The following is a 26684-nucleotide window of genomic DNA, read 5'->3' as shown; positions in this document are numbered from 1 at the left end:
ACGGTGAATGGTGGCTGCGGGCGGTCCGACGCTTCCCTCACCGGCTCCGGCCCGCTCGGTGCTGTTCGGTCTGCCGCCTGCCGGGCGGCGGCTGCCCGGAGCGGTGCGCGCGGCTCTGGCATTCGGGGCGCCGGCGTTGGTCGCGGTGGCCCTGGGATACGAACAACAGGGACTCATGGCCGCGACGGGTGCGCTGGCGGTCATCTTCGGTGAGGGTCAGGTCTACCGGCGCCGGTGGCGGGTCGTCGGGGCGGCCGCGTCGGCACTCACGATCTCGGCGTTCGCCGGCGGCCTCACCGGGGAACTGATCCACCAGCGGCTCGACTCGGGTGGCACACACTGGTGGCTGCTGCTGGTGCTGCTGATGTCGGCGGTCGCGGTGACGGGCACCTTCGTGAACTCCGCGCTGCGACTGGGTCCGCCCGGTGGGTTCTTCTTCGTCCTGGCCGCCGGGGTCGGGGCACTGATCACCGGGCACGGCGTCCCACCCGCGCAGGTGGCACTGTGGACGGCGATCGGCGGGATCAGCGCCCTGCTGGTCGGTATGTCGGCGGCGCTGACACGGGCCCACCCGCCGGAGCGGCGAGCGGTGGCCGCCGCAGTCGCCGCGGTGGACGACTACGCCGCCCTCACCCCCGGCGCCGCGGACCTGGTGGACGCGCGTTACGCGACCGCGATGAAGGTGCAGACGGCATGGGCACTGCTCGACGACGCCCGGCGCACCGGCGCCGACGCGCTCGCCACCACGCTGATCGCTGCCCAGCGCACCTTCGCCGACGCCCTGCACCGCGACAGGGCCCCCGACGACGAATCGGATCTGCTCTTCGATACCGGCCGTCCCGCACCGACACCGCGCCCGTCGCTGCGCTACCGGCTACTGCGGTCACTGTCACCGGACAGCCATGCCGCGGTCTCGGCGAACCGGATCGGGGTCGCCGCGCTACTCGCCGGCTGTTCGGCCGTCGCGCTGGATCTGGGTCGCCCGGACTGGGCGGTCCTCACCGTCACGGTACTGCTGCACCAGGGCCCGGACCGGGTGCGCGGCACCTACCGCGGGGTGCATCGGATCGGCGGCACCGCGCTGGGACTGGTGCTGTTCGCCGCGCTCTACGCGCTGGAACCCAGGACCTGGGCGCTGGTGCTGATCCTGATGACCCTGCAGTTCGCGATCGAGATGTTCGTCGCCCGGAACTATGGGCTCGCCGTCGTCTTCATCACGCCGCTGGCCCTGCTGATGGGCGGGGGTGGGCAATACGGCGATATGTTCCCGGTACTGCGCGACCGCCTGCTCGAGAGCGTGATCGGTGTGGTGATCGGGTTGGCCGCGCTGTGGGCGGTCGATCGGCGGGCCCACCGGCGGGTCCTGCTGCGCAACGATCAGCGGGTGCTCGAGGTTGTCGGTCACCTCCTGGACCGGGTGGCACCCGGCCGGTCTCCGCGCGATGGTCGAGCGCACTCGCCGGATACGGCACTATCGCACCGGGTGGAGACACCACAGCAGAAGACGCTTTCCGGCTCGCGGCGCGAGACCGCACCCGGGGTCCGGGGGCTGCGGCGCGAATTGGAGTTCGAACTGATGGGTTCCACTCTCGGCGCGATCGACGCCGCCCACAACGAACCGGAATGGGCGCGGGGACACTGGACCCGGCATCAGCGCATCCGGCGGCTCGGCCACGAGGTTCTCGCCGCGACCCGCCAGGAGGCGGGGTACGAACCGGTCGATACCGCGCAGCTGAGCCGCTGGTCCCGCAGTCTCGCCGAGCTGGCATAGCCCCGCTCGGATACAGCCTCACCGGTACCGGGCGTCGGGTTCGTCGCCTGCCCATAAAGCGAATCCGGGCAGCGCATGTACTCGAGAACAGCACTATTCGGCGTCCCGGGAGCGGCCCGCCGCGGCGGCGGCATCGCCCCGCTGTCGGGGCATGATGGCTGTCAGGGCACGATCGGCCGGCTCAGTATCTCCTCGGCGGCGTCGGTGTCACCTGAGATGTGGACGCCCGCTTCGTCGGTACTCGCCCGGCCCCACAGCAGCAGTGCCAGACCTTCGGCCGGCCCCGATACGGTGCCGGCCGTGGATTCCGAGTCGCCCAGCACCCACTCGACCGGGTCGCCGAGGTCGGTGGCCACCAACCGCAGTGACGCCTCGAGCGGCTCCAGCCGGCCCATCCCCACCTGCCGCGGATAGAAGACCCCCACCACCTCGTCCACCGTATCCGCCCACACCTCGGGGACGGCCCGGATGAGGCCGCGGGCCGCCTTTCCCGCGATGGCCGCCCGCAAATCGTGCCCGTGGATCAGCGTTTCGTGCACCTGCCGGCGCCGCCAGAACGATGCGGGTCCCGGCGCCGTGGGCTCGGGGTGCGCCAGGATCCGGCCCTGGGCCTGCGGGTCCAGGGCGGCCAAGGTCTCGCGGAGTTCGGTTGCGCACGCGGCGTAGTGGGTGACGAGGTCGAAAGGGCCCTCCCCCAGCGGTTCGGCCTTCTCCGCGCGGGCGTTCGCGGCCGCCCAGTGATGGACGGACGCCAGATGCTCCACGAGTTCACGCACCGTCCAGTCACCACAATGCGGGATCAGCGCCGGCGGATCGGCATCCGGTATCGACGCCAGGAACTCACCCTGGAAATCGGCGAGCAGCAGCGGATAATCCAGACCGGAGATCGCGTCCATGGCGCAAAGCTACCGCGCCGCGCCGACGCCGGCGCGCTGGAACGGCACGCCGGTGGCGTAGGACATCCGGACGCTACCGGGCCCGCGGAGCCGTCCCCAGCAGGAACGGGAGCAGGAATTCGCGCAGCAGGGCGCGCTCCTCGTCCGCGGTCGCGGGCGGCAGTGTCAGCAGAGAGATCATCACCCGGACCGCCCACCGGCCCAGCCGATCCGCGGCCGCCGCCGACAGATCCGGACGCAGTCGCGCGACGAAAACCGCGACCAGTTCATCGATGACCTCCGACGAATCCGACAGTCGCGCCACGATTCCCGCGTTCGCGGGTTCGAACCAGACGGCCAGATGCGGGGTGTCGCGGGCCTGTGCCAGGGTCGCGGTCATCCCGTCGAGCAGGAGTTCGGCCCGGTCCGGGCCGTCCAGCCGCCGGTCGCGCCAGACGCGCGCGAGGAGCTGGGTGGCCTCCCGGCCGGCGAAGGCGACATACAACGCCTGCCGGTTGGCGAAGTAGCGATAGAGCGTCGCCCGCGAGCAGCCCGCCGCCTCGGCCACCTCTGCCATACCGACCGTGCCGGCGCCCTTGTCGATGACAAGGGCACGCACCGCGTCGAGGATCCGTTCCGCGGCGAGTTCGGTCCGCCCGCCGGCCAGCCAGTCCGTCATCGCGCGGCTCCGGCTCCGGCGCCGGTACCGGGTCCCCGGTCGCCGCTCAGTGCGCGGGGATCGTTCACGGCCGGGATGCGGTGCAGCGGGTCGTCGCGTCGATCGGTCACGCCGCGCACCGGAAGGGCACACTGATCGGCCGCCGGACGTACGGCCCGGGCGCGTAGGTGACCGCGTCGATATCGACGTGGTAGTCCGGGAAACGCGCCAGCAGTTCCTCCAGTGCCACCCGTGCCTGCATCCGGGCCGCGGCCGCGCCCAGGCAGTGATGCGAGCCGTGCCCGAAGGTCATGATGCGCTGTGGGTTGCGCTCGATATCGAGTTCGGCGGCATCGGCCCCGAAGACCCGTTCGTCGCGATTCGCCGAGCCGTACACGAGCAGCACCTTACGGCCCGCGGGAATCGTCACGCCGTCCAACTCCACCGGACGGGTGGTGGTCCGGGCCAGGCCCTGGACGGGAGAGGTGAGACGGGCGAACTCCTCGACCGCGGTCCGGATGCCGTCCGGGTCGGCGGCCAGGGCCGCGCGCTGCCGCGGGTAGCGCTGCAGCAACTGCACCGCACCGCCGAGCAGACCTGTGGTGGTGTCGTTACCGCCGGCGACCATGGTCCAGGTGTAGGCCAGGATCTGGACCAGGCCGTCCACATCGGCGTCGTCGGCGCCGATACCGGCCTGGACGAGCAGCGACACCGTATCGTCGCCTGGATCGGTACGGCGACGCTTGATGAGCTCGGCGAAATAACCCAGCATCTCCATCGACGCCGCCTGCGCGTCCGCCGTGCGCTGGGTGCTGGCCGCGACCACCGCGTCGGTCCAGCCGTCGAAACGGGAACGATCCTCCTCGGGAACTCCGAGATAGTGCGCGACCACCATGGTCGGCAGCGGCTTGAACACCTCGGCCACGATATCGCCACCGCCGTGGGCGGCCAGCCGGTCCAAGCGGTCCCGGACGAACCGGCGCACCATCGGCTCCACCTCGGTGACCTGGCGCGGGGTGAAGCCGCGGGCGACCAGTTTGCGGAACTCGGTGTGTTCGGGCGGATCCTGCATCACCATCGGCGGGTTCCCGGTGAGCCCGATCTGCTCGAGCTCACCGTATTCCACCGTCAGCCCCGCGCCCGAGGAGAAGGTGGCGGTGTCCCGGGCGGCGGCGTACACGTGCTCGTGCCGGGTGAGCACCCAATAGTCGTTGTCCGGGCGGTCGGCGGGGACGACGCGGTGCACCGGGTCGTGGTCGCGCAGCGCGGAGTACATGGACCACGGTTCGCGCCAGGACTCGCCGGAGCGCAACTCGAAACGGACCCGATCCTGATACGTATCTGCCACCATGTATCGACGATAAGACATATTGCCAGTTTTGTCTTGTCATACCTAGACGGGTTTCCGGCGAAACCGCCCCGGTCCGCGGCCCTGGAGTCTCGTAGGCTCGGCGCCATGAGCGTTATCCGGTCGATCCTGCTGTTCGCTGTCGCCGCGCTCGCCGAGATCGGCGGCGCCTGGCTGGTGTGGCAGGGCGTGCGCGAACATCGCGGCTGGGCCTGGATCGGCGCGGGCGTGCTCGCACTGGGGCTGTACGGATTCGTCGCCACCTTGCAACCCGACGCGAACTTCGGCCGGATCCTCGCCGCGTACGGCGGGGTGTTCGTCGCCGGTTCGCTGCTGTGGGCGATGGCGCTCGACGGGTTCCGGCCGGACCGCTGGGATTTCACCGGGGCGCTGTTCTGCCTGGCCGGGGTCGCGATCATCATGTACGCACCGCGCGGTGCGGCGGCCGGATGAGCGCGCCGGACCGAACGGCGGAAGGCATCGCGCGGGGCCCGCCACCACGGCATGATTGGAATCTGCGCGAACAAAACTGTGGCCATTTCCCGATGGCCGCCCCTAGCGTGAACGGGCCGCAGCGGCGCATCCGGCCGCGGCAGGCCGGAAAAGCGTGCTGCCCGAAGCAATTCGCTGCGTCCGGCGCGATCGTCCCGTTCCTCACATACAGGAGAACCCCGCGATGAGCGAAACCACCCCGCCGGCCGACCCATCCGCCGGTTGGAGCTTCGAGACCAAGCAGATCCACGTCGGACAGGACCCCGACGCGAGCACCAACGCCCGGGCCCTCCCGATCTACCAGACCACCTCCTACACCTTCCGTGACACCGCGCACGCCGCGGCACTGTTCGGACTGGCGGAGCCGGGCAATATCTACACCCGGATCATGAATCCGACCCAGGACGCGGTCGAACAGCGGATCGCGGCGCTCGAAGGCGGGGTGGCGGCGCTGCTGGTGTCCTCGGGGCAGGCGGCGGAGACCCTGGCGATCCTGAACATCGCCGGTGCCGGTGACCACGTCGTCTCCAGCCCCCGGCTCTACGGCGGCACCTACAACCTCTTCCACTACACGCTGCCCAAGCTGGGTATCGAGGTCTCCTTCGTCGAGGATCCCGACAACCTCGACCAGTGGCGTGCCGCGGTCCGGCCGAACACCAAGGCCTTCTACGGCGAGACGGTGTCCAACCCGCAGAACCACATCTTCGACATCCCCGGTATCGCCGAGGTCGCGCACGGCGCGGGCCTGCCGTTGATCGTCGACAACACGGTCGCGACCCCCTATCTGATCCAGCCGCTGGCGCACGGCGCCGATATCGTCGTCCACTCGGCGACCAAATATCTCGGCGGCCACGGTGCCGCGATCGCGGGCGTGATCGTCGACGGCGGCACGTTCGACTGGACGGTCCGCGGCGCCGACGGCCCCCGCTTCCCGGGTTTCACCGAGCCCGACCCGAGCTACCACGGCGCCGTATTCGCCGACCTCGGCGCCCCGGCCTACGCACTCAAGGCGCGGGTCCAGCTGCTGCGCGACCTCGGTACCGCGATCGCGCCGTTCAACGCGTTCCTCATCAGTCAGGGCCTGGAGACGCTGAGCCTGCGGGTGGAACGGCACGTCCAGAACGCGCAGGCGGTCGCCGAGTTCCTCACCGAGCGGCCGGAAGTCACCTCGGTGTCGTATGCGGGCCTGCCGTCCTCCCCCTGGTACGAGCGGGGTAAGCGGCTGGCGCCCAAGGGCACCGGCGCGGTCGTCGGTTTCGAACTGGCCGGCGGCGTCGACGCGGGCAAGAAATTCGTGGACGCGCTGACCCTGCACAGCCACGTCGCCAATATCGGCGATGTCCGTTCGCTGGTCATCCATCCCGCCTCGACCACCCACTCGCAGCTGACCCCGGACGAGCAGCTCAGCTCGGGCGTCACGCCGGGGCTGGTGCGCCTGGCGGTGGGCATCGAAGGGATCGAGGACATCCTCGTCGATCTGCGGACCGGGTTCGCCGCCGCGGCGGAGTAATTCGCGAGACCGGGTGCCTCTGGGCCGGATCCGCCACTCGGCGGGTCCGGCCCTTGCTCTCTCCGGCCCCGCGTTCGTCCCCCCGATTCCCGCCGCGCGTAACAACTATCGATAGCCGATCGATCTGCGAGTGATCCACACCACTTCACCGAAGGTCGAGAGGATGCTCATGAAGACACTCTGCGTGTGCGTGATCGTGGCGGCCGCAACGGTACTGGCCGCCTGTGGCTCCCCCGAACCGGATACGGAGTCGTACACGGCCGTCGCGTCGGCCGTTCCGGTCCGGATCACCACCGTCACACTCACCGCGCCCGCGCCGCAATCGGCCGCGACCGATACGGCACCCCCGGTCGCGAATACCGCGGCCCGCGTACCGATGCCCTCGGTCGTGTGCATGAATCTGCAGGCGGCACAGGACCTCATCCAGACGGCCGGGGTCTTCTACTCCCGCAGCGAGGACGCTACCGGCCGGGGTCGCGCGCAGGTGGTGGACCGCAACTGGGTGGTGGTCTCACAGCAACCGGCGCCGGGCACACCCATCGGTGAAGGCGATGCGGTGCTCTCGGTGGTCAAAGTGGGCGAACCGACCGATTGCTGGTGAGGAACGCGCGCCGCGGGTCTGCCGCTTCCGGTCGGGAGTGGCAGACCGGCGGCGCTCCCGGCGCCATCAGATGGGTACACACGGCGTGCCCGACGAATACACGTGCAGGACGCACCGCACGGCCAAGATGACCGCCTGGACGAGTTCGAGCGGTTGATAGGCGAACGGGTGCATGAGCGATCCTCCGTTGTCCGTGCCGGGGCAGATCCGATCAGACGGGCGTGGCGAACACCTGCGCTTTCCCTACAGCGTGCGCCTTCGGCGCCGTGTCGCGGGCAGGTTCGCGCATACAGCTGCCGCCCATAGACGTCATACACCGTCCTGCCCCGCGGTCGACCGGGCAGGACGCACCTCTCGGTAGCGGGATCAACCGTTCGATGACCGGCTTCCCGGTAGGGACGCACATAGCGGATCACAACAGTTCGCCGAGGGGACGCTACCGGTGGCGATCCACGTCACAACAGGCCGGCAACACGCGCAAGGAAGGCGTCAATGCAGGCACGCGGCGCGTAAAGGACCCGTCAACGTGTGCGGACCACAGACCGCGCGGCTCGTAGTTTCGATCCGGTTCGGCAGCAGCGGCCGATCGGCCGTGTCGCGCTGCCCCAGGTTCTCGGAACGGAGGCGAAGTGTCGATCCTGGCCTTTCTCGTGGTCACGGTCGCGGTGTTCGGTGTGCTCGGGTTCGTGCAGCGAATGGTGGAGCGCCTGTGAATATCGTCAATGCCGTAGGGCTGGTCCTGGCCGTTGCGGTGACCGCGTTCCTCGTGGCCGCCCTGCTGTTCCCCGAGAGGTTCTGAGTGAGTACCACCACCGCCGGGCTGCTGTTCGTCGCCGCCCTGGTGATCGCGCTGGCTCTCGTGCACGTTCCCCTCGGGGACTACATGTATCGCGTCTACACCCGCACCGGGCATTCCCGCGTAGAACGTGGGATCTACCGGATCATCGGCGCCGACCCCGACCGTGAGCAGACCTGGGGCGGGTACGCCCGCAGCGTCCTGGCCTTCTCCGCGGTCAGCGTGATCCTCCTGTTCGTCCTACTACTGGTCCAGGACAAGCTGCCGCTGGTCCCCGCCGACCCCGCCACCCCCATGACCGCGGCGCTGGCGTGGAACACCGCCGTCAGTTTCGTCACCAACACCAACTGGCAGAACTACGCGGGCGAATCCACGCTGGGCCATCTGGTCCAGGCGGCCGGTCTGTCGGTGCAGAACTTCGTCTCGGCCGCGGTCGGTATGGCCGTCGCCATGGCGTTCGTCCGCGGTTTCGCACGCTCGCGGGCCGGTGAACTCGGTAATTTCTGGGTGGATCTGGTGCGCGGCACGCTGCGTATCCTGCTGCCGATCGCGGGTGCTGCGGCCGTGGTGCTCATCGCCGGTGGTGTCGTCCAGAATTTCCACCTGCACGATCAGGTCGCGACCACCCTCGGTGGAACCACGCAGACCCTGCCCGGCGGACCGGTCGCCGGTCAGGAGGCCATCAAGAATCTCGGCACCAATGGTGGCGGGTTCTTCAACGCCAACGCCGCGCATCCCTTCGAGAATCCGGTCGCGTGGACGAACTGGCTGGAGATCTTCCTGCTGATGGTCATCGCCTTCTCGCTACCGCGCACCTTCGGCCGCATGGTGAACAGTCCCAAGCAGGGGTTCGCCGTCACCGCGGTCATGACCGTGCCGGCACTGCTGAGCATCGGTCTGGTCAACCTCTTCCAGCTCCAGCACCACGGCACCGTGCCGGCCGCGGTCGGCGCAGCCTCGGAGGGTGTCGAACAGCGCTTCGGGGTGGCGAATTCGGCGACCTTCGCGGCGGCCACCACACTGACCTCCACGGGCGCCGTCGATTCGGCGCACGATTCCTACACCGGCCTCGGCGGCATGACGCTGATGTTCAATATGCAGCTGGGTGAGGTCGCGCCCGGCGGCGTGGGGTCGGGCCTGTACGGAATGCTGATCCTGGCGGTGATCACGGTGTTCGTCGCCGGGCTGATGGTCGGGCGCACACCGGAGTACCTCGGTAAGAAGATCACCCCCCGCGAGATCAAACTCGCCGCCGGCTATTTCCTCGTCACCCCGGTGATCGTGCTGACCGGAACCGCCGCCGCCATGGCCCTGCCCGGGCAGCGCGCGTCGATGCTCAATTCCGGGCCACACGGGCTGTCGGAAGTGCTCTACGCCTTCACCTCGGCCGGAAACAACAACGGCTCCGCGTTCGGCGGCCTGACCGGTAACACCGAATGGTTCAACACCGCGCTGGGTCTGGCCATGCTGTTCGGCCGCTTCCTGCCGATGATCCTGGCCCTGGCCCTGGCCGGTGCACTCGCCAGGCAGGGCGCCGCCCCCGTATCAGAGGGCACCCTGCCGACCCATCGACCGCAGTTCGTCGGCCTCGTCATCGGCGTGACCGTGATCCTGGTCGCTCTCACCTTCCTGCCCGCGCTGGCGCTCGGGCCACTCGCCGAAGGGCTCCACTGATGTCCACTCCTACTCTCGAACACGCCGGCCTCCCGGCCGGACCGCAGTCCGGGAAGAAACCGGTACACGGCGGACTGCTGGATCCACAGATGCTGCTGACCTCGCTACCACAGGCGGTGCGCAAACTGGATCCGCGGACGCTGTGGCGCAATCCGGTGATGTTCATCGTGGAGATCGGCGCCGTCTGGGCGACCGTGCTCGCGATCGCCGAGCCCGGTTTTTTCGCCTGGGCGATCGTTGTGTGGCTGTGGCTGACCGTGGTGTTCGCCAACCTGGCCGAGGCGGTCGCCGAGGGCCGCGGAAAAGCGCAGGCCGACAGCTTGCGCAAGGCCAAAACCGATACGGTCGCCCGCCGGCTCCCCGACTGGTCATCGGGCGCGACCGTTACCGAGGAACCGGTCCCGGCGCCGGAGCTGCGGCGCGGCGACTACGTGGTGGTGGAGGCCGGGCAGGTCATCCCGGGCGACGGTGATGTGGTCGAGGGGATCGCCTCGGTGGACGAATCGGCCATCACCGGTGAATCCGCCCCGGTCATCCGGGAATCCGGCGGCGACCGGTCGGCTGTGACCGGGGGTACCACAGTGCTGTCGGATCGGATCGTCGTCCGGATCACCCAGGAGCCCGGCCAGAGCTTCATCGACAAGATGATCGCCCTCGTGGAGGGCGCGGCCCGGCAGAAGACGCCGAACGAGATCGCGCTCAACATCTTGCTGGCGGCCCTGACCATCATCTTCGTGGTCGCGGTGGTCACCCTGCAGCCGCTGGCGATCTACTCCAGGAACAACAACCCGGGCGTGCCGGACGGCCCGGCGCTGGGCAGCTACGGAATCACCGGGACAGCGCTGGTCTCGCTGCTGGTATGCCTGATCCCGACCACCATCGGCGCGCTGCTCTCGGCCATCGGGATCGCGGGAATGGACCGGCTGGTGCAGCGCAATGTACTGGCCATGTCGGGGCGCGCGGTCGAGGCCGCCGGCGATGTGAACACACTGCTGCTGGACAAGACCGGGACCATCACGCTCGGCAACCGGCAGGCCGCGGATTTCGTCCCGCTCGCCGGGATCACGGCCGACCGGCTGGCCGACGCCGCGCAACTTTCCAGCCTCGCCGACAAGACCCCGGAGGGCCGGTCGATCGTAGTGTTCGCCAAACAGGCGTACGGACTGCGGGAACGCACCGCCGGTGAACTCACCCACGCACAGTGGGTCGCGTTCGGCGCCGCGACCCGGATGTCCGGAGTGGATGTGGACGGACACCGGTTGCGCAAGGGCGCGGCCAATTCGGTCGCCGAATGGATCCGCGGCCACGGCGGCGCGGTGCCCACCGAACTGGGCACCATCGTGGACGGGATCTCCGCCGCGGGCGGCACTCCCCTGGTGGTCGGCGAGATCGTCGACGGCGACGCCCGGGTGCTCGGCGTCATCCACCTCAAGGATGTGGTGAAGCAGGGCATGCGGGAGCGTTTCGCCGAGATGCGCCGGATGGGTATCCGCACCATCATGATCACCGGCGACAACCCGCGCACCGCCAAGGCGATCGCGGACGAGGCCGGGGTGGACGATTTCCTGGCCGAGGCCACCCCGGAGGACAAACTCGAGCTGATCAAACATGAGCAGGCCGGCGGCCGGCTGGTCGCCATGACCGGTGACGGGACCAACGATGCGCCCGCCCTGGCCCAGGCCGATGTCGGGGTCGCCATGAACACCGGCACCTCGGCCGCCAAAGAGGCCGGGAACATGGTGGACCTGGATTCCGATCCGACGAAGCTGATCGAGATCGTGGAGATCGGCAAACAGCTGCTCATCACCCGCGGGGCACTGACGACCTTCTCGATCGCCAACGATATCGCCAAATATTTCGCGATCATCCCGGCGCTGTTCGTCGGCCTCTTCCCCGGACTCGACCTGCTGAACATCATGCGGCTGGCCAGTCCGCAGTCGGCGATCCTGTCGGCGGTGATCTTCAACGCCCTCGTCATCGTGGCACTCATCCCGCTGGCGTTGCGCGGTGTCCGGTACACACCTGGCAGCGCGGCCGGCCTGCTGCGCCGCAATCTGTCGATCTACGGGCTCGGCGGGATCATCGCGCCGTTCGTCGGGATCAAAATCATCGACCTCTTCGTCCGATACCTCCCCGGGATGTCCTGATATGTCTTTTTCCGATCTGATCCGGCAGCATCTGGCGGCACTGCGCGCGCTGCTGGTGCTGACCCTGGTGACCGGTCTGCTCTATCCGGCCGGCGTCTGGGCGGTGGGCCGGCTTCCCGGGCTGAGCGACAAGGCCGACGGTTCGCTCATCGAAACCGACGGCCGTATCGCCGGCAGTTCGCTGATCGGCCAGTCGTTCACCGATGCGGACGGAACGCCGATCGCCTGGTATTTCCAGAGCCGGCCCTCCGCCGCCGGCTACGACGGACTGGCCTCGGGCCCGGGCAACCTCGGCCCGGAGGACGTCGTCGACACGCCCGCCGATCCGGCGTCGCTCGCCGCCGACGCCGATCCGGAAACAGCCGGTTTCGCGCCGAGCCTGCTGACGCAGGTGTGCACCCGTAGCCGGGAGATCGGCGAGCGGGAGGACGTGGACGGGGCACGGCCGTTCTGTACCCCGGAAGGCGTCGGGGCGGTACTGGCCGTGCTGGGAACCTTCCACCACGACGGCACGGTGACACCCGAACGAGTGGTCAGCGTGAACGAACCCTGCCCCACCCGCCGGGGTGCGGCACCCGTGGTGTTCATGGCCGAATACCAGGGCGTCCGGGTCGAATGTGCCCGCTACGGCGAGGACTACTCGGCCGGGCGCATCGTGCCGATCGCCGGTAACGCTCCCGCGGAACCGGCGGTCCCCGCCGACGCGGTGACCGGCAGCGGTAGCGGCCTGGACCCGCACATCTCCCCCGCCTACGCCGATATCCAGGTCCGCCGGGTCGCCGCGGCGCGGGGCGTCGACCCGGCCGCGGTGCGCGAGGTCGTGGCGGCTCATACCGCTGGTCGCGCACTGGGATTTCTCGGCGAACCCCGGGTGAACGTGCTCGAACTCAACCTCGACCTGGACCGCCGCTATCCCGCTTCCGCCGCGGGCGGCGCGTGATGCGGGCGTGGGATGACATGATGCCGACGTGAGCACGACACCCGACCGCACCCCGGGTGAGCTGCGCATCTATCTCGGCGCCGCCCCCGGGGTCGGGAAAACGTATGCGATGCTCGGCGAGGCGCATCGCCGGCTCGGCCGCGGCGAGGACGTGGTGGCCGCGATCGTCGAGACCCATGGGCGCGCGCAGACCGCGGAACTGCTCGAAGGCCTCGAGCAACTGCCCCGCATCGCGATCCCCTATCGCGGGACGGTGCAGTACGAACTGGATGTGGACGCGGTGCTGCGGCGGCAACCGGAGCTGGTGCTGGTGGACGAACTGGCCCACACCAACACCCCGGGCAGCCGGAACCGTAAGCGCTACGAGGACGTGCAGGAGTTGCTGGCCGCCGGGATCGATGTCGTCTCGACGGTGAACATCCAGCACTTGGAGGGCCTCAACGATGTGGTCGAGCAGATCACCGGCGTCGTTCAGCGCGAGACCGTACCGGATTCGGTGGTCCGGGCCGCCGACCAGATCGAACTGGTCGATATCGCCCCGGAGGCACTGCAGCGGCGGATCGGCCTCGGCAATGTCTACGCAGCGGACAAGGCCGACGCCGCACTCGCCCACTACTTCCGGCGCGGCAACCTCACCGCGCTACGCGAACTGGCGCTGCTCTGGCTGGCCGACCAGGTGGACGCGGCCCTCGCGAAGTACCGTGCCGACCACCGGATCACCGACACCTGGGAGGCCCGGGAGCGAGTGGTCGTAGCGGTCACCGGCGGCCGGGAATCGGAGACGCTGGTCCGGCGGGCCGCGCGGATCGCGGCCAAGTCCAGTGCCGAACTCCTCGTGCTCCATGTGGTCCGCGGCGACGGGCTGACCGGTGTGGCGGCGCCGCAGATGGCGGCGGTCCGGGAACTCGCCGCTCATCTGGGAGCCGAACTGCACACGGTGGTCGGTGACGAGGTCCCCGCCGCGCTGCTCGATTTCGCGCGCACGGTCAACGCGACCCAACTGGTGCTGGGCACCTCCCGGCGCTCCCGCTGGGCGCGGATGGTGGACGAGGGCATCGGCGCGGAGGTGGTGCAACGCTCCGGCAAGATCGATGTGCACATGGTGACCCACGAGGCGGCGGGACGGCGACGCCGCAGGCGGCGGCCGCGGCCCCGGTTGCGGCGCACGGCGGCCTGGGTCGCCGCGTTCGTGGTGCCCTCGGCGATCTCGGCACTGCTCGCGGCCTGGCTCGACCGCTACCTGGATCTGGTGAGCGAGAGCGCGCTGTACTTCGTCGCGGTGCTGGCGGTCGCCCTGTTCGGCGGCGTCCTGCCGGCGATCGCCGCCGCGCTGCTCGCCGGCCTGCTGCTCAACGTCCTGTTCACCGATCCCCGCTACAGCGTCACCATCCAGGAACCGAACAGTTTCCTGCCCGCGGTGCTGCTGCTGGTCGTCGCGGTCGCGGTGGCGGTTCTCGTCGATACCGCCGCCCGGCGGGCCGAACAGGCCGGTCAGGCGTCCCGGGAAGCCGAACTGCTGACACTGTTCGCGGGTTCGGTACTGCGCGGCGCCGATCTGACCGCGCTGCTGGACCGCTTGCGCCGGACCTACGCCCAGCGGGCGGTGAGCCTGCGGCACCATACCGACGGGGTGATCGCCGCGGTCGGCACCGATCCGCCCGAACGCGCCGATACCGCCGATACCGCGGTGGAGGTGAGCGACGGCGACTACTGGCTGCTCCTGGGTGGACCGACCCTGCGCGCCCGGGACCGGCGGGTCCTGGAGGCGGTCGCCAACCAGGCCGTGGGGCTGGTGCAGCGGCAGCAGCTCGCCGCGGAGGCCAATCAGGCGGCCGCGCTCGCGGAGGCCGACCGGCTACGGCGTGACCTGCTCTCCGCGGTGAGCCACGACCTGCGCACGCCGTTGGCCGCGGTCAAGGCCGCCGTGTCGAGCCTGCGCTCCGACGATGTCGAGTTCTCCCCCACCGACCGTGCCGAACTTCTGGCGACGGTGGAGGAATCGGCGGATCAACTCACCTCGCTGGTCGGCAATCTCCTCGATTCGTCGCGGCTGGCCGCCGGGGTGGTACGGCCACGGATGCAGCCGGTCTATCTGGACGAGGTCGTGCACCGGGCGCTGGTCAGTGTGGGGGTCAGCCCGCGCGGGGCCCGCCGCAGTTCCCTCGACCGGGTGACGGTCCAGGTGGGATCGCTGGCGGTGCGGGCCGACGCCGACCTGCTGGAGCGCATCCTGGCCAATCTGGTCGACAACGCGCTGCGCTACGGCGCGGAGTCCCCGGTGAAGGTGGACGCCACCGCGGCCGACGGGCGGGTGATCGTCCGGGTGGTCGACCACGGACCCGGTCTGCCGGGCCTCGATACCGAGCGGGTGTTCGACCAGTTCCAGCAGGTGGGCGACCGGGACAACGCGAGCGGTCTGGGGCTCGGGCTCTCGGTGGTCCGGGGTTTCGCGGTCGCCATGGGCGGCGTCGTCACCGCCACCGACACTCCCGGGGGTGGGCTGACGGTCACCGTCGACCTGGCGGTCGCGCCCGGTAACGTCGGCGAGGACATACCGGCGACGGAGGTGCGGTGATGAAGACTCCCCCGGAGCAGGATGCCGGACCGAAGGCGGACACGACCGTCCTCGTGGTGGACGACGAACCACAGATACTGCGCGCCATGCGGATCAACCTGTCGGTGCGCGGATACGAGGTGGTCACCGCGTCCACCGGTGCGGGCGCGCTGCGCGCGGCCGCCGAACGCCGCCCCGACGCGGTGGTCCTGGATCTGGGGCTTCCCGATATCGACGGTATCGAGGTGCTGGCCGGGTTGCGTGGCTGGTCGCGGGTGCCGGTGCTCGTGCTCTCCGCCCGCACCGATTCGGCCGACAAGGTGGATGCGCTCGACGCCGGCGCCGACGACTACATCACCAAACCGTTCGGCATGGACGAGTTCCTGGCCCGGTTGCGCGCCGCCCTGCGGCGCGCGGCGGCCTCGGCCGAAACCGACGAACCGGTGGTGGTGACCGATTCGTTCACCGTCGACCTGTCGGCGAAGAAGGTCGTCAAGGGCGGCGCCGAGGTGCATCTGACCCCCACCGAGTGGGGGGTGCTGGAGATGCTGGTACGTAACCGCGGCAAGCTGGTCGGCCGCACCGAGCTGCTGCGCGAGGTGTGGGGGCCGGCCTATCAGACCGAAACCCACTATCTCCGCGTCTATATGGCCCAGTTGCGGCGCAAACTCGAAGACGACCCGGCGCGTCCACGGCATCTGCTGACCGAACCGGGCATGGGCCACCGGTTCCGGTATTGACGTCCTCTTCGCCTCGCACGAGGGTCGGACTCCACCGATCAGGGCGTGACGATCGGGAACTGCGGATCCGGAGTGTCCAGCAACCCGATGAACGTGTCGAGCAAGCTCCGGTCACCGGTGATCCGCACGCCGTCGAAACCCCTACCGCTCACCGCGTTCAGAAGTTGCTCCTTGGTGAGCGTCAGCGTGAGGTCCGCGGGCCCGACTGCGGGCGCGTCGGGTGTGGGGGCGCGATGGGTGAGCGCGCCGTGGGACAGGGTGATGCGGTGGACGGCGTCCTCGTCGGTCAGCTCCCAGTCCATGGTGAATCCGGTCGTGGCGGCGCGCAGGCCGTCGATCCGGACCGCGAGCGAGTCGATGATCATCTCCGGTGTCAGCGCGGTCATCATCTCGGGACCGGCCAATTGGATCGGGGTGGGAGTCGGGCCTTTCCGCAATTCCTGGGCGCCCGTCAGGTAGAAGTTGCGCCAGGTCCCGTTCTCGGCGCCATGGCCGAGCCGGTCGTAGACCTGGGCCAGGGTCTCCTTGGCGTCCTCGTGGCCGGGCTCGGCGAACACAGCGTGGTTGAGCAGGGTCGCCGCGAACCGGAGGTCGCCGGCATCGGCGTATTCCCGCCCCTTGGCGACGAGCGCCTCGACACCGCCGTAGTCGGCCGCGTACCGCTGCGCCAGCGCGACCGGCGGATGCTCCCACAGATGCGCCGGATTGCCGTCGTACCAGCCCATGTACCGCTGGTAGACCGCTTTGACGTTGTGGCTGGTGGAGCCGTAGTACCCGCGGTTGGTCCAGACCTTGTCGAGCTCGGGCGGGAATTCGAACTGTTCGGCGATCTCCGGCCCGGTGTAGCCGGCGTTGGTCAGGCGCAGCGTCTGGTCGTGTAGGTAGGCGTACATATCGCGCTGGTTCGCCAGCCACGTGGTCCAGTGCTCCCGGCCCCAGGTGGGCCAGTGGTGCGAGGCGAACGCCACATCGGCCTTGTCGGCGAACCGGGCGATGGCCTCGTCGAGATACTGTGCCCAGATCCGGGAGTCGCGGACCACCGCGCCGCGCAGGGTCAGCACATTGTGCATATTGTGGGTCGCGTTCTCGGCCATACAGAGTGCGCGCCGATCGGGGAACAGGAAGTTCATCTCCGCCGGGGCCTCGGTACCCGGGGTCAGCTGGAAGATCATCCGGACCCCGTCGATCTCCTCTTCCTGCCCGGTGTGCGTGATATCGAGGGTGGGCGGTATCAGGGTGATGGTCCCGGCGGAGGTCGTCATCCCCAGTCCGGCACCGATCTGGCCGTCGGGCGCTTTCGGGAGCACCGCCCCGTACATGAAGACAGCCCGCCGGTTCATGGCGTTGCCCGCGTAGACGTTCTCGCTCACCGCGTGTTCCAGGAATCCGGTGGGCGCCAGGATGGGCACCGGCGGATGGCCGGCCGGCACCGCCGCCCGCGCCCCCGCGAAATGGTCCGCGTGCGAATGCGTGTAGATCATGCCGGTAACCGGCCGGTCACCGCGTTGCGCGCGGTACAGGGCCAGGCCCGCGGCCGCGGTCTCCACCGACAACAAGGGATCGATCACGATGACACCGTCGCGCCCTTCGACCAGCGTCATATTCGACATATCCAGATTACGGACCTGATAGATGCCCTCTGTCACCTCGAACAGCCCCTGTTTGCTGCACAGCTGGCCCTGGCGCCACAGGCTGGGGTGGGCGGTGTCCGGGCAGTCGCCGTCGAGGAATTCGTAGGCGCCGATGTCGTAGACCACCGAGCCGTCCGCGGCCGTCACCACCGGTGGATCGAGTTCGGCCATGAACCCGCGCGTCGCATTGCCGAAATCGGCGGTGTCGTCGAAGTCCAGTTCCGTGGTCATCGTTACCTCGCGATCTGTCGGCTGGCTCGGTTTCCGGCGCGGCCGGACTCCGGCGGGCGCGCGCGGCCGGGATCCGCGCTCGATCGGCGGTGTCGCGCACCGGCACGCCCACGCTAGGCACCCGCGGCGACCCGCCGTATCACCTACGACGGGTGAACTGCCTACTCGGACAAGGACCGCAACTCTCTCGACGGAGGCGGGCGGGCAGGTCCGGCCCGCCGCGCGGGGCGCGATAGGCCGGGTGTACGGCCGCGATCCCGCACGTGATGCGGTCGCGCGGCCGCACCACCGCGTGCGGCGAACGTCGCCGTCGACGGTGCCGGGTCATCCTCGGCGGGTGATGCCCACGGCCCGGCCGCGACGGAGACTGCACAGTGTTGCGACCGACTGCCGAGCGGAGGACGTGATGACCGACCGCCAACCCAAGCCCTCGCTGCTGTCCCGGATCACCGTGAACCAGTGGCTGGCCCTGGTTCTCACCGTCATCGCGGTGATCTTCGTCATCGAGAACCGCGACCAGGTGGAGATAAATTTCCTGCCCATCACCGTGACTTCGCCGATGTGGCTGATCCTGCTGGTCATGTTCCTGATCGGGCTGGTGGCCGGGCTGCTGATCCGCCGGCGCGGCCGGCGCTGACATCCGGGTCGGTGAAACGCCGATGCCGGGGCCGGATATGCCCGGCCCCGGCATCACGCGCGGTATCAGGTCTGTGGCCGCCAGGTCGCGATCGCCCAGATCACGACAACGTTCAGGGCGATGACCAGAACCGACCACCACGGGTAGTAGGGCAGCCACAGGAAATTCGCCAGGATGGACAGCGCGGCGATACCGATCGCCAGGCCGCGACCCCAGGTCGTTCCGGTGAGCAGGCCGAGCGCGCTGATGATCAGCACGATCCCGAGGACGAGGTGGACCCAGCCCCAGGTGGTGATATCGAATTCGTAGGCATAGTTCACGCCGACCACGAACAATTCGTCTTCGGCGACAGCCGCGATTCCTTCCAGTACCGACAGTGCGCCGACGGTCAGCAGCAGAATCGCCGCGGCGATCGAGGTACCGGCCGCCACGCCCTGATGTACCGGGGACCGGCCGGAGGTGGTGCTCGTCATCGGCTCCCGTGCAGTAGTCATCTCCACTCCTTCAAGCGCAGGTGTGCGTCGACTCTCGCCCGGGCACGGGCGGTACACCTCACCCGTCGCGGGTGAAAACCGGGTTCACGACGTCGGCCCGGCGGCCGGCTCCTCGTCGCCCGGTTCGGTATCGGGGGGCCGGTCGCTGATCAATACGTCCATCCACCGCGTCGACGGATCGATATCGAACAGCAGCGCCTTGGCCAGCAGTGTGAGCGGAATGGCCAGCAGCGCCCCGAGCGCGCCCAGCACCCAGGACCAGAACACCAAGGACAGGAAGGTGACCGTGACACTCAGACCGACCGCGTCGCCCACGAACTTCGGCTGGATCACCGACTGCACCACCACGTTGAACACGCAGTAGAGCACGATCACCCACACCATCCGGGTGAAACCACCGTCGAGCAGGGCCAGCAGCGCGGGCGGGATCAGACCGATGACGAAGCCGATGTTCGGGATGTAGTTGGTGATGAACGACAGCAGTCCCCACAGCACCGGGAACGGGACCGCGAGCAACCACAGCGCCACACCGTCGAGCACCGCCACGATGAGCCCGAATACCGTCGAGACGATCAGGTATTTGCGGGTGCCGGCGGCGAAGGTGCTCAACGCGTGCGAGATATCGGGCCGCATTCCGGCCACCACGCTCATCCGGCGTCCGATGGTCATCCCGTCGAACGCCATGAACAGCAGCAGGGCCAGCACGAACAGCAGATTGGAGAAAACGCCGGCGAGTTCGCGTAGCGCGCCCTCGACCACCTCGACCAGTTTGCCGAAATCGAAACCGCTCAGCGCCTGCTGTATCCGATCCTGGTCCACGTCGAACCGTTCCAGAAGCGAGCGGACCTGATCGAACAGTGCGGAGAATTGATCGGAATAGTCCGGGAGCGCGGTCGCCAACTGGGCGGCCGACAACGCCATCGCGGCGACCAGGCCCAGGAGCACCAGATACACCACTGCCAGGGCCGCGATCATTCCCACCCAGGCCGGTTTGCCGCGGCGCTGCAGCCGGGTCTGGATGGGCTGCGCCGCGATCGCGAACATCAGCGCCAGGAATACCGGGCCGAGCACCCCGGAGAACGCCTTCGCTCCGGTGACGGCCACCACCGTCGCCGCCGCGACGAGCAGCACAATGAGGCCACGGGGGATCGCCCACCGCTCCGGACGGGAGCTATCCGGTACCCGCCCGGCGCCTTCCGGTCCCGGCGCCGCGCCCGCACGTGCCGGCTCCTGCCCCTGGGGTCCCGGGCCCGCATCCTCCGCGCCCGGCCGGGCATCATTCGATACGGGATCGCCGGAGCCCGGAGCGGTTCCGGTCACGACATGGCCTTGGCCTTGAGCCGTTCGAATTCGCTCTCGGTGATCGTGCCCTCGGCCAGCAGCCGCTTCGCCTCGGCGATCTGGGCGGCCGGACTGGTACCGGCGGTCTGCTGGATATATTTCTTCTGCGCCGCCTCGACCTGCTCGGCTTCCACGGCCGCGCGTTCGGTCATACCCCGGCCGCGCACGATCAAGTACACCAGGGAGGCCAGCAGCGGCAGCACGATCAGCAGCACCACCCAGATCGCCTTGATCCAGCCCGAGGTGTGCTTGTCCCGGAACAGGTCACCGATGATGTAGAAGAGCAGCAGCAGATAGGCGACGAACGCGAAACTCACCACGATCAGCCAGAGCACTTCCCAGAAGGACATGACCCACCTCGCTCGCTTTCGGATGCAGGGTCCCCGGTGCCGGCGACCTGTCCACGCTATGGCTGCCACCCGCTCCCCGGCTCACCCGCTGCGGATGATTTCGACCGGATACGCCCTGGTAACAGGTTGGTTCACGACCGGCTGGGAGTCCTGTTCGCTCCGGTAGGCTGCGGCCGAGTGCGTGCTAGTGCTGTTTCGGACGACGTCTTCGGGAGGCACCGTGACCACTTCGCCGACACTGGATCTGACGGGTCGCCCGGTATCGCGGGCCCGGGCCCGCTCGCCCATTCCGGTACTGCCCTTCACACCGGTGTCCCGGCCACGATTGCACTCGGCGCTGGATACCGTGGCCGACAGCGGCAACGGCGGAGTTCTGCTGGTCTGCGGCGCGGTGGGGATCGGCAAAACCGTGGCCGTCGCCGACTGGGCCGCACGACAGCTACCGCGAACCCATCACGACACGCGGATCGCCTGGGTCACGATCGGTGAGCAGACCTCGCTGTGGGCGGAGCTCCGCACACGCCTGGGCAGTTCCGGGCCGGGCGCCGGACAGCCCGCGACGGGAGTCGGCGAGGCCGAGGCGGTGATCGCCGCGCTCGCCGACGATTGCGCGCCCACCGTCCTGGTGATCGACGACGCCCACCTGATCACCGACCCGCTCGCGCTGGCCGGGCTCGAATACTTCCTGCAACACGCGCCACCGACGGTGACGACCGTGGTATGCGCCCGATTCGAACCCCCGATCCGGTGGCATCTGCTGGAACTGCATTCCCGGCTGACCCGGTGGAGCGGCCCGGACCTGGCCTTGTCGCCGGAGGAGGCCGCCGGGCTGTGCGCCGAACACGGATGCGCGCTGGACCCGGAGTCGCTGGGCATACTGATGTCGCTCACGCAGGGCTGGGCCGCGCTGGTCCGGATCGCAGCCATTTACCTCGCCGCCCACGACGGCGCGCACCGCGACGCCCTGACCGCGCTCGCCCGGCCGCCGCACGCGTTCACCGACCTGCTGGTGGGCGAGCTCATCGACACCCTGTCCCCGGCGCTGCGCCAGTTCCTGACCTGCACCAGCATCGTGGAGGAGTTCACCGAGGAACTCGCCGACGCCATGGTGGGTGGTGGTTCGGCGCACTGGCTCTACGAACTGGACCGGATCAACTTCCCGATGACCTCGCTGACGCGGGGCGGCAAGGTCTGGCACACCTACCATCCGATGTTGCGCGCGTACTTCCGCGCCGAAGCGAACCGGCTCGGTACCGATTTCTGCTCGGATCTGCGACTGCGCGCCGCGCGTCAGCTGATGTCGGCCGGGGAATTGCGCGCGGCGCTGCCCCATCTGCTCACGGTGGCCGATCACCGGCCACTGGCCGGGTTCCTCGCCGAGCACGCGCTGGCCCTGGTCTTCGCCGGTGACGGTGCGGCGCTGTTCGATTCGCTGGCCGATACCGCCCCCGATGTCCTGGCCGATCCGTATCTGCGGTTGCTGCAGGTCACCGATGCGCTGCTGCACGGGGACAGCGGCTCGGCCCAGGCCTACCGCGACAGTGCCCGGCTGCTCGCCGACGAGGATCCGCTCTCGCTGGCGGGACCGCACCGGCTCGAGGCACTGGCCACCGCGGTGGACGCGGAACTGGCGGTGGCGACGGGCAGCGCCACCGAAAACGGTGTGTTCCCCGACCGGATGCCGCCCGCCGACCGGCCCGATCTCGACGGCTACCTCGCGGTCACCACCGGGACGGCGCTGGCGTTGCGCGGCGAACTGGCCCGCGGCGAGGAACGATTACGGATAGCGCTGAGCCGTACCCGGTCCCGCTGCCATCCCCGGCTCCGGCTCATCGCGGTGACGCGGCTGGCGGTCACCGCGGGCCTGGCCGGATCGATCACGACCATGCGCCAGCGCGCCGAACGTGCCTGCGCCATCGCCCGCGACCACGATCTGCTGGACCTGCCCGAAACCGTGCACGCCACCGCCCTGGAGGCCTACGGCGCCTATCTGCAGGGCACCGAACCGCATCCCGGGCACATCCGGATCCTGTGCGCCGAACACATCCGGCGCGACGGAACGCCGGGGCCGGTGGCCGGCTGGCTCCCGCATGTGGTGGGCAGTCTGCTGGACTGCCGGCATGCGGCCGACCGGGGCGCCGCCGCGGATCGGCTGCGCCGCAGTATCGGCCGGCTGCTGGACGCCGACCCGCCCCCCGCGCTCAGTGGAGGTCTGGTCGGGGCCGCGGTATGGGCGCTGCTGGAGGCGGGGGAAACCGCCACCGCGCAGCATCTCACCGAACGTGCCCGCGCCGTGCTGGGCCGCACCCCCGATACCGTCCTGTCCGGCGCCGCCCTCACCGCCGCCTCCGGTAACCATCACGGTGTCGTACTCCAGGTCGAACCCTTGCTGACGGCCACCCCGAATCTGCATCCGGTCACCCAGCTGACCGGCTGGCTGCTCTACGCCCGCGCCCACCACCAGCTGGGCAATGATTCCAAGACCCGCGAAGCTGTGGACAACGGCCTGTGCATCGCCGCCACCCACCGGATCACCCGGCCGTTCTTCGATGTGCCGGGCACCATCGAACTGCTCGACTACTACGCGGGCTGCTTCGGCCACCGCAGCGCGTTCGCCGATTCGGTACGCGCCGGCCATCCGGCCCGCCGGCGGGCCGGCCATCCCGCGCTCACCGCGACCGAGCTGACGATCCTGCGCCAGCTGCCGTCCGGCCGGACCACCCAGCACATCGCCGACGACCTCGGCGTGTCCATCAATACCGTGAAAACCCATATGCGCGGGATCTACGCCAAACTCGGCACCAGCTCCCGGATGGAAACTCTGCAGGAAGCGCGGCGCACCGGCCTGCTCTGAGGCGGGCAGCGGGGTTCACCCGGTGCGGACGAGGTGGCGCACCGTGCGACCGGCGCACACTCGAATCCGCTGCGACGGCACCGCCGCCGCACCGGCCCGGACGAGTCAGGAGACGGCGATGCGATACCAGTTCACCATCGACGGCGAACTCTCCGAGCGCGCGCTGGCCGCCTTCCCGGAACTCGACGGCGATCGAGAACACGGCACCACGGTGCTGTCGGGCCCGGTCACCGATCCGACCGGGGTCCGCGCGGTCCTGGCCCGGATCGACAATCTCGGACTCACCGTGCTCGAGATGCGCCGGCTCCCGGACTGAGGGACCGGCCGGCGAAGATCGTGCGGCGACCGGGTGCGAGCCGATGTTCTGATGTTGTCAGCAACTGCGCGCATCGTAGTCCTCGCGGTGCGCGAGAACCTCCGCCATGTGGTTCTGCGCCCAGTGCCTGAGCCCGCGTGTCGTGTCGTAGAGCGAGTGGCCGAGATCGGTCAGCTCGTAGGAGACGGTGACAGGGACAGTCGGGGTCACGGTGCGGGTGAGCAGGCCATCACGCTCCAGTGATCGCAGCGTCTGGGTCAGCATCTTCTGGCTGACCCCCGACAGCCGGCGAGAGAGCTCGGAGTAACGCAGCGCCCGCGCAGCGTCGGAGGCATCGGGCCCACCGGAACTGTCGCCACCCAGCGCGCACAGAATCAGTACGACCCACTTGTCCGAGATCCGGTCGAGCAGCCGGCGGCTCGGGCATGCCGCCAGAAATGCGTTGAACTCCGTCTTCGCCTGCGCCCGCTCGGCATCCTTCGTCGTCGGCACTGACCTCACACCTCACCTGTAGACGGGTTACGCACTCTCGAGTGCCTACTTCCCATGAGGAAGTAGCTCTCCAATAATCGTGCGGACAGGCCGGAAGCGCCACCCGCTGCACGATGAAGGGCACCACCATGAACACATCCATCACCTCCCTCCCCGGCGGTACCCGGGCCCTGGGAGACTGCACCGTCACCCGGTTCGGGTACGGCGCGATGCAACTCGCGGGGCCCGGGGTCATGGGACCGCCCGCCGACCGCGACGAAGCCCTGGCCGTGCTGCGGGAGGCCGTCGACCTCGGCATCACCCATATCGACACCAGCGACGCCTATGGGCCTTACATCACCAACGAGCTGATCCGCGAGGCACTGCACCCATACCCCGAGTCGCTGTTCATCGCCACCAAGGTGGGCGCGTACCGGGATGCCCGGGGCGGCTGGCCCCCGGCACGGCGCCCCGAAGAGCTACGCGAGCAGGTCCACCAGAACCTCGAGCACCTCGGTGTCGAAGCACTCGACCTGGTCAACCTGCGCATGGGCGACGCCGAAGGTCGCCGGCCCGGGTCGCTCGCCGAAGCATTCGCAACACTCGCCGAACTCCGGCAGCAGGGCCTGATCCGTCACCTCGGGGTCAGCAACGTAACCGAGGAGCAGGTCGCCGAGGCGCGGACCATCGCTCCGATCGTCTGCGTGCAGAACATGTACAACCTCGCCCACCGTCACGACGACGATATCGTCGACCGCCTCGCCGCCGACGATATCGCCTACGTGCCGTTCTTCCCGCTCGGCGGCTTCACACCACTGCAGTCGGAAACGCTCGCGAAGGTCGCCTCCCGGCTGGGAGCCGCACCGATGTCGGTCGCACTGGCCTGGTTGCTGCAGCGCTCACCGAACATCCTGCTCATCCCCGGCACCTCATCGACAGCGCATCTACACGAGAACATCGTCGGCGCGCGGCTCGTGCTCTCCGATGAGGACGTGGCCGAACTGAACAGCATCGGCCGCTGAACGACACGACTTCACCGGCGGCGGGCAATCCCGAGCGCGGACGCCGATCGCAACAGGGCCCGTGCCCGGGCGTACACGCTCGAGGGGCGCACCCACCGTCCCGTCAGTACGGGGTGGCCCGCTCGGCCCAGCGCGGGGCGAGGTCACCGGCCGCAGTACGGGGGAACGAGATCCGCTGCGGGTCGCCGTCGGAAGTGAACCGTGCCTCGGGGTTCGCCGCGAGTTCGTCGAGCCAGTAGGCGGAGTCGAACGGCACCCGGCCGAGACCGGACCGGATCCGCGGCACCGCGGCGGGGTCCACCGCGCCGAACGGTGAGGGGGCGGGGTTCGCGCCGACCAGCATCGCGGCCTCGAACCGGTAGCCGGTTCCGCCCGAGCTCCCCGCGAGAGCCAGGGCGGGATCGGCCGGGGACGAGCCCAACGGCAGGGCCATGGTGCGCACCTCGGTACCCGGGGCGGCGGCCGCGATCGTCCGCACGTTCTGCGCCAGTTCCCGTTGCACACCGGCGGCATCCAGCGAGCCGAGGTCTTGATGGGTCGCGGTGTGCGCGCCGATCTCGTAGCCGCGGCCGGCCAGCCACGGCAGGGCGCGCGGATCACCGCCGAAGGGATCGTCGGTGACGTAGAAGGTGGCGCGGGCGGGAAAGTCCGGATGCCGGGCCGCGAATTCCTCCAGGACGGCCACCGCGCAATCCGGAGCGGGTACGCCGTCGGGGGTGAACCGCAGCTGGCTGGTGGTGGAATCGTCGAAGGTGAGCACCACCGGATGGGTTCCGGCCGGGATGTCCACCGTTCCCGCGGCGTACTGCGCGGCGGTGATCGGCCGGTATCCCTCCCGGTACAGCCGGTCGAGTTCGGCGCGGAACTCGGCGGGCGTCTGGTCGTATTCGCCGCCCGGTCGTGGCGAGAGCTGGTGGTACATCAGTATCGGGACCACGCCGAGTTCGTCGGCACCGACGGCCGCCGGGTCCGGCCGAGGTGGGGTGGTCACCGCCGGCGACGGGACCGCCGGGATGGTCTGCGGCGGTTGCGCACCGGGTGTCACCTCGCAGGCCGTGGCCGCCGCGCACACCACCGCCACCGCCGCGACCGCCCGTACGACTGTTCCCGGGAACCGCACCATCGCCCGAATGTTACGTGCCGGCAACGATTTACGTTTCGTCTCCGGCAAAGAGATTGAGCGGCGCGTGATCTGTCCATATTGACGGGACAGTGTTCGTGGGAGTTGATG

23 protein-coding genes are annotated in these 26684 nt (G+C 69.3%); 14 read left to right on the top strand and 9 right to left on the bottom strand.

What is annotated here, in order from left to right:
- Positions 1-7: 7 nt before the first annotated feature.
- Positions 8-1771: an FUSC family protein gene (locus NS4_RS09235; RefSeq protein ID WP_084487048.1), complete on the top strand. Its 1764-nt coding sequence runs from the start codon at positions 8-10 to the stop codon at positions 1769-1771.
- Between the two features lie 161 nt (positions 1772-1932).
- Here the strand turns inward: NS4_RS09235 and NS4_RS09230 are convergent, their stop codons facing one another.
- The 3 genes from NS4_RS09230 to NS4_RS09220 all read right to left on the bottom strand — a co-directional run bounded on the left by NS4_RS09230 (position 1933) and on the right by NS4_RS09220 (position 4655).
- A complete protein-coding gene (locus tag NS4_RS09230) occupies positions 1933-2667 on the bottom strand; it encodes a maleylpyruvate isomerase family mycothiol-dependent enzyme (RefSeq protein ID WP_063059100.1) in 735 nt (244 codons plus the stop codon).
- Positions 2668-2740: 73 nt separating this feature from the next.
- On the bottom strand, positions 2741-3325 hold the full coding sequence (locus NS4_RS09225) for a TetR/AcrR family transcriptional regulator (RefSeq protein WP_063059099.1): 585 nt from the start codon (positions 3323-3325) through the stop codon (positions 2741-2743).
- A 106-nt stretch (positions 3326-3431) separates the two neighbouring features.
- Positions 3432-4655: a cytochrome P450 gene (locus NS4_RS09220; protein ID WP_063059098.1), complete on the bottom strand. Its 1224-nt coding sequence runs from the start codon at positions 4653-4655 to the stop codon at positions 3432-3434.
- A gap of 105 nt (positions 4656-4760) precedes the next feature.
- Between NS4_RS09220 and NS4_RS09215 the strand changes: the two genes are divergently transcribed.
- The 9 genes from NS4_RS09215 to NS4_RS09175 all read left to right on the top strand — a co-directional run bounded on the left by NS4_RS09215 (position 4761) and on the right by NS4_RS09175 (position 16106).
- Positions 4761-5105 carry a YnfA family protein gene (locus NS4_RS09215; RefSeq protein WP_063059097.1) on the top strand — a complete coding sequence of 115 codons (345 nt, stop codon included), beginning with the start codon at positions 4761-4763 and terminating at the stop codon, positions 5103-5105.
- A 223-nt stretch (positions 5106-5328) separates the two neighbouring features.
- A complete protein-coding gene (locus tag NS4_RS09210) occupies positions 5329-6654 on the top strand; it encodes a bifunctional o-acetylhomoserine/o-acetylserine sulfhydrylase (RefSeq protein ID WP_063059096.1) in 1326 nt (441 codons plus the stop codon).
- A 169-nt stretch (positions 6655-6823) separates the two neighbouring features.
- A complete protein-coding gene (locus NS4_RS33305; protein ID WP_245665205.1) occupies positions 6824-7255 on the top strand; it encodes a PASTA domain-containing protein in 432 nt (143 codons plus the stop codon).
- A gap of 709 nt (positions 7256-7964) precedes the next feature.
- Positions 7965-8054 carry a K(+)-transporting ATPase subunit F gene (gene kdpF / locus NS4_RS32105; RefSeq protein WP_063036007.1) on the top strand — a complete coding sequence of 30 codons (90 nt, stop codon included), beginning with the start codon at positions 7965-7967 and terminating at the stop codon, positions 8052-8054.
- Positions 8055-9725 (top strand): potassium-transporting ATPase subunit KdpA, encoded by a 1671-nt coding sequence (kdpA, locus tag NS4_RS09195; protein ID WP_063059095.1) that lies wholly within the window; start codon positions 8055-8057, stop codon positions 9723-9725. It begins immediately after the preceding gene.
- Positions 9725-11872, top strand: a complete 2148-nt coding sequence (gene kdpB / locus NS4_RS09190) for a potassium-transporting ATPase subunit KdpB (protein ID WP_063059094.1) — start codon at positions 9725-9727, stop codon at positions 11870-11872. Before kdpA ends, kdpB begins: the two co-directional genes overlap by 1 nt.
- Position 11873: 1 nt before the next feature.
- Positions 11874-12812: a potassium-transporting ATPase subunit C gene (locus NS4_RS09185; RefSeq protein ID WP_063059093.1), complete on the top strand. Its 939-nt coding sequence runs from the start codon at positions 11874-11876 to the stop codon at positions 12810-12812.
- 28 nt (positions 12813-12840) lie between these two features.
- A complete protein-coding gene (locus NS4_RS09180; RefSeq protein WP_063059092.1) occupies positions 12841-15387 on the top strand; it encodes a sensor histidine kinase in 2547 nt (848 codons plus the stop codon).
- The gene (locus tag NS4_RS09175) at positions 15387-16106 is read left to right on the top strand and encodes a response regulator (RefSeq protein WP_063059091.1); all 720 of its coding nucleotides are present in this window, start codon (positions 15387-15389) and stop codon (positions 16104-16106) included. Before NS4_RS09180 ends, NS4_RS09175 begins: the two co-directional genes overlap by 1 nt.
- Before the next feature lie 38 nt (positions 16107-16144).
- On the opposite strand, the gene NS4_RS09170 is transcribed toward NS4_RS09175, so the two are convergent.
- Complete coding sequence (locus NS4_RS09170) at positions 16145-17968, bottom strand: alkyl/aryl-sulfatase (RefSeq protein ID WP_063059090.1); 1824 nt, start codon at positions 17966-17968, stop codon at positions 16145-16147.
- A 406-nt stretch (positions 17969-18374) separates the two neighbouring features.
- Between NS4_RS09170 and NS4_RS09165 the strand changes: the two genes are divergently transcribed.
- On the top strand, positions 18375-18605 hold the full coding sequence (locus tag NS4_RS09165; RefSeq protein ID WP_063059089.1) for a lipopolysaccharide assembly protein LapA domain-containing protein: 231 nt from the start codon (positions 18375-18377) through the stop codon (positions 18603-18605).
- A gap of 65 nt (positions 18606-18670) precedes the next feature.
- Here the strand turns inward: NS4_RS09165 and NS4_RS09160 are convergent, their stop codons facing one another.
- From NS4_RS09160 to NS4_RS09150, 3 genes are all read right to left on the bottom strand, one after another.
- The gene (locus NS4_RS09160) at positions 18671-19099 is read right to left on the bottom strand and encodes a DUF7144 family membrane protein (RefSeq protein WP_439955768.1); all 429 of its coding nucleotides are present in this window, start codon (positions 19097-19099) and stop codon (positions 18671-18673) included.
- An 84-nt stretch (positions 19100-19183) separates the two neighbouring features.
- Complete coding sequence (locus tag NS4_RS09155) at positions 19184-20248, bottom strand: AI-2E family transporter (RefSeq protein ID WP_063059171.1); 1065 nt, start codon at positions 20246-20248, stop codon at positions 19184-19186.
- A 167-nt stretch (positions 20249-20415) separates the two neighbouring features.
- The gene (locus NS4_RS09150; RefSeq protein WP_063059087.1) at positions 20416-20790 is read right to left on the bottom strand and encodes an SHOCT domain-containing protein; all 375 of its coding nucleotides are present in this window, start codon (positions 20788-20790) and stop codon (positions 20416-20418) included.
- A 220-nt stretch (positions 20791-21010) separates the two neighbouring features.
- On the opposite strand from NS4_RS09150, the gene NS4_RS09145 reads away from it, so the two are divergent.
- Positions 21011-23644 carry a winged helix-turn-helix domain-containing protein gene (locus NS4_RS09145; protein WP_063059086.1) on the top strand — a complete coding sequence of 878 codons (2634 nt, stop codon included), beginning with the start codon at positions 21011-21013 and terminating at the stop codon, positions 23642-23644.
- A 118-nt stretch (positions 23645-23762) separates the two neighbouring features.
- Positions 23763-23960, top strand: coding sequence for a DUF8691 family protein (locus NS4_RS09140; protein ID WP_063059170.1), 198 nt, complete (start codon positions 23763-23765; stop codon positions 23958-23960).
- Positions 23961-24017: 57 nt separating this feature from the next.
- On the opposite strand, the gene NS4_RS09135 is transcribed toward NS4_RS09140, so the two are convergent.
- Positions 24018-24452, bottom strand: coding sequence for a winged helix-turn-helix transcriptional regulator (locus NS4_RS09135; RefSeq protein ID WP_063059085.1), 435 nt, complete (start codon positions 24450-24452; stop codon positions 24018-24020).
- 128 nt (positions 24453-24580) lie between these two features.
- Here NS4_RS09135 and NS4_RS09130 point away from each other — a divergent pair, with 128 nt between their 5' ends.
- Positions 24581-25453, top strand: coding sequence for an aldo/keto reductase family oxidoreductase (locus tag NS4_RS09130; protein ID WP_063059169.1), 873 nt, complete (start codon positions 24581-24583; stop codon positions 25451-25453).
- Between the two features lie 103 nt (positions 25454-25556).
- Here NS4_RS09130 and NS4_RS09125 read toward each other — a convergent pair whose 3' ends face one another.
- Positions 25557-26576, bottom strand: coding sequence for a polysaccharide deacetylase family protein (locus tag NS4_RS09125; RefSeq protein ID WP_063059084.1), 1020 nt, complete (start codon positions 26574-26576; stop codon positions 25557-25559).
- Between the last annotated feature and the right edge of the window lie 108 nt (positions 26577-26684).

The sequence above is a fragment of the Nocardia sienata NBRC 100364 genome (assembly GCF_001613205.1).
In the GTDB taxonomy this organism is placed as follows: Bacteria; Actinomycetota; Actinomycetes; order Mycobacteriales; family Mycobacteriaceae; genus Nocardia; species Nocardia sienata.
Note: the sequence above shows the minus strand (reverse complement) of the source record. Positions and strands in the feature narration are given on the sequence as shown.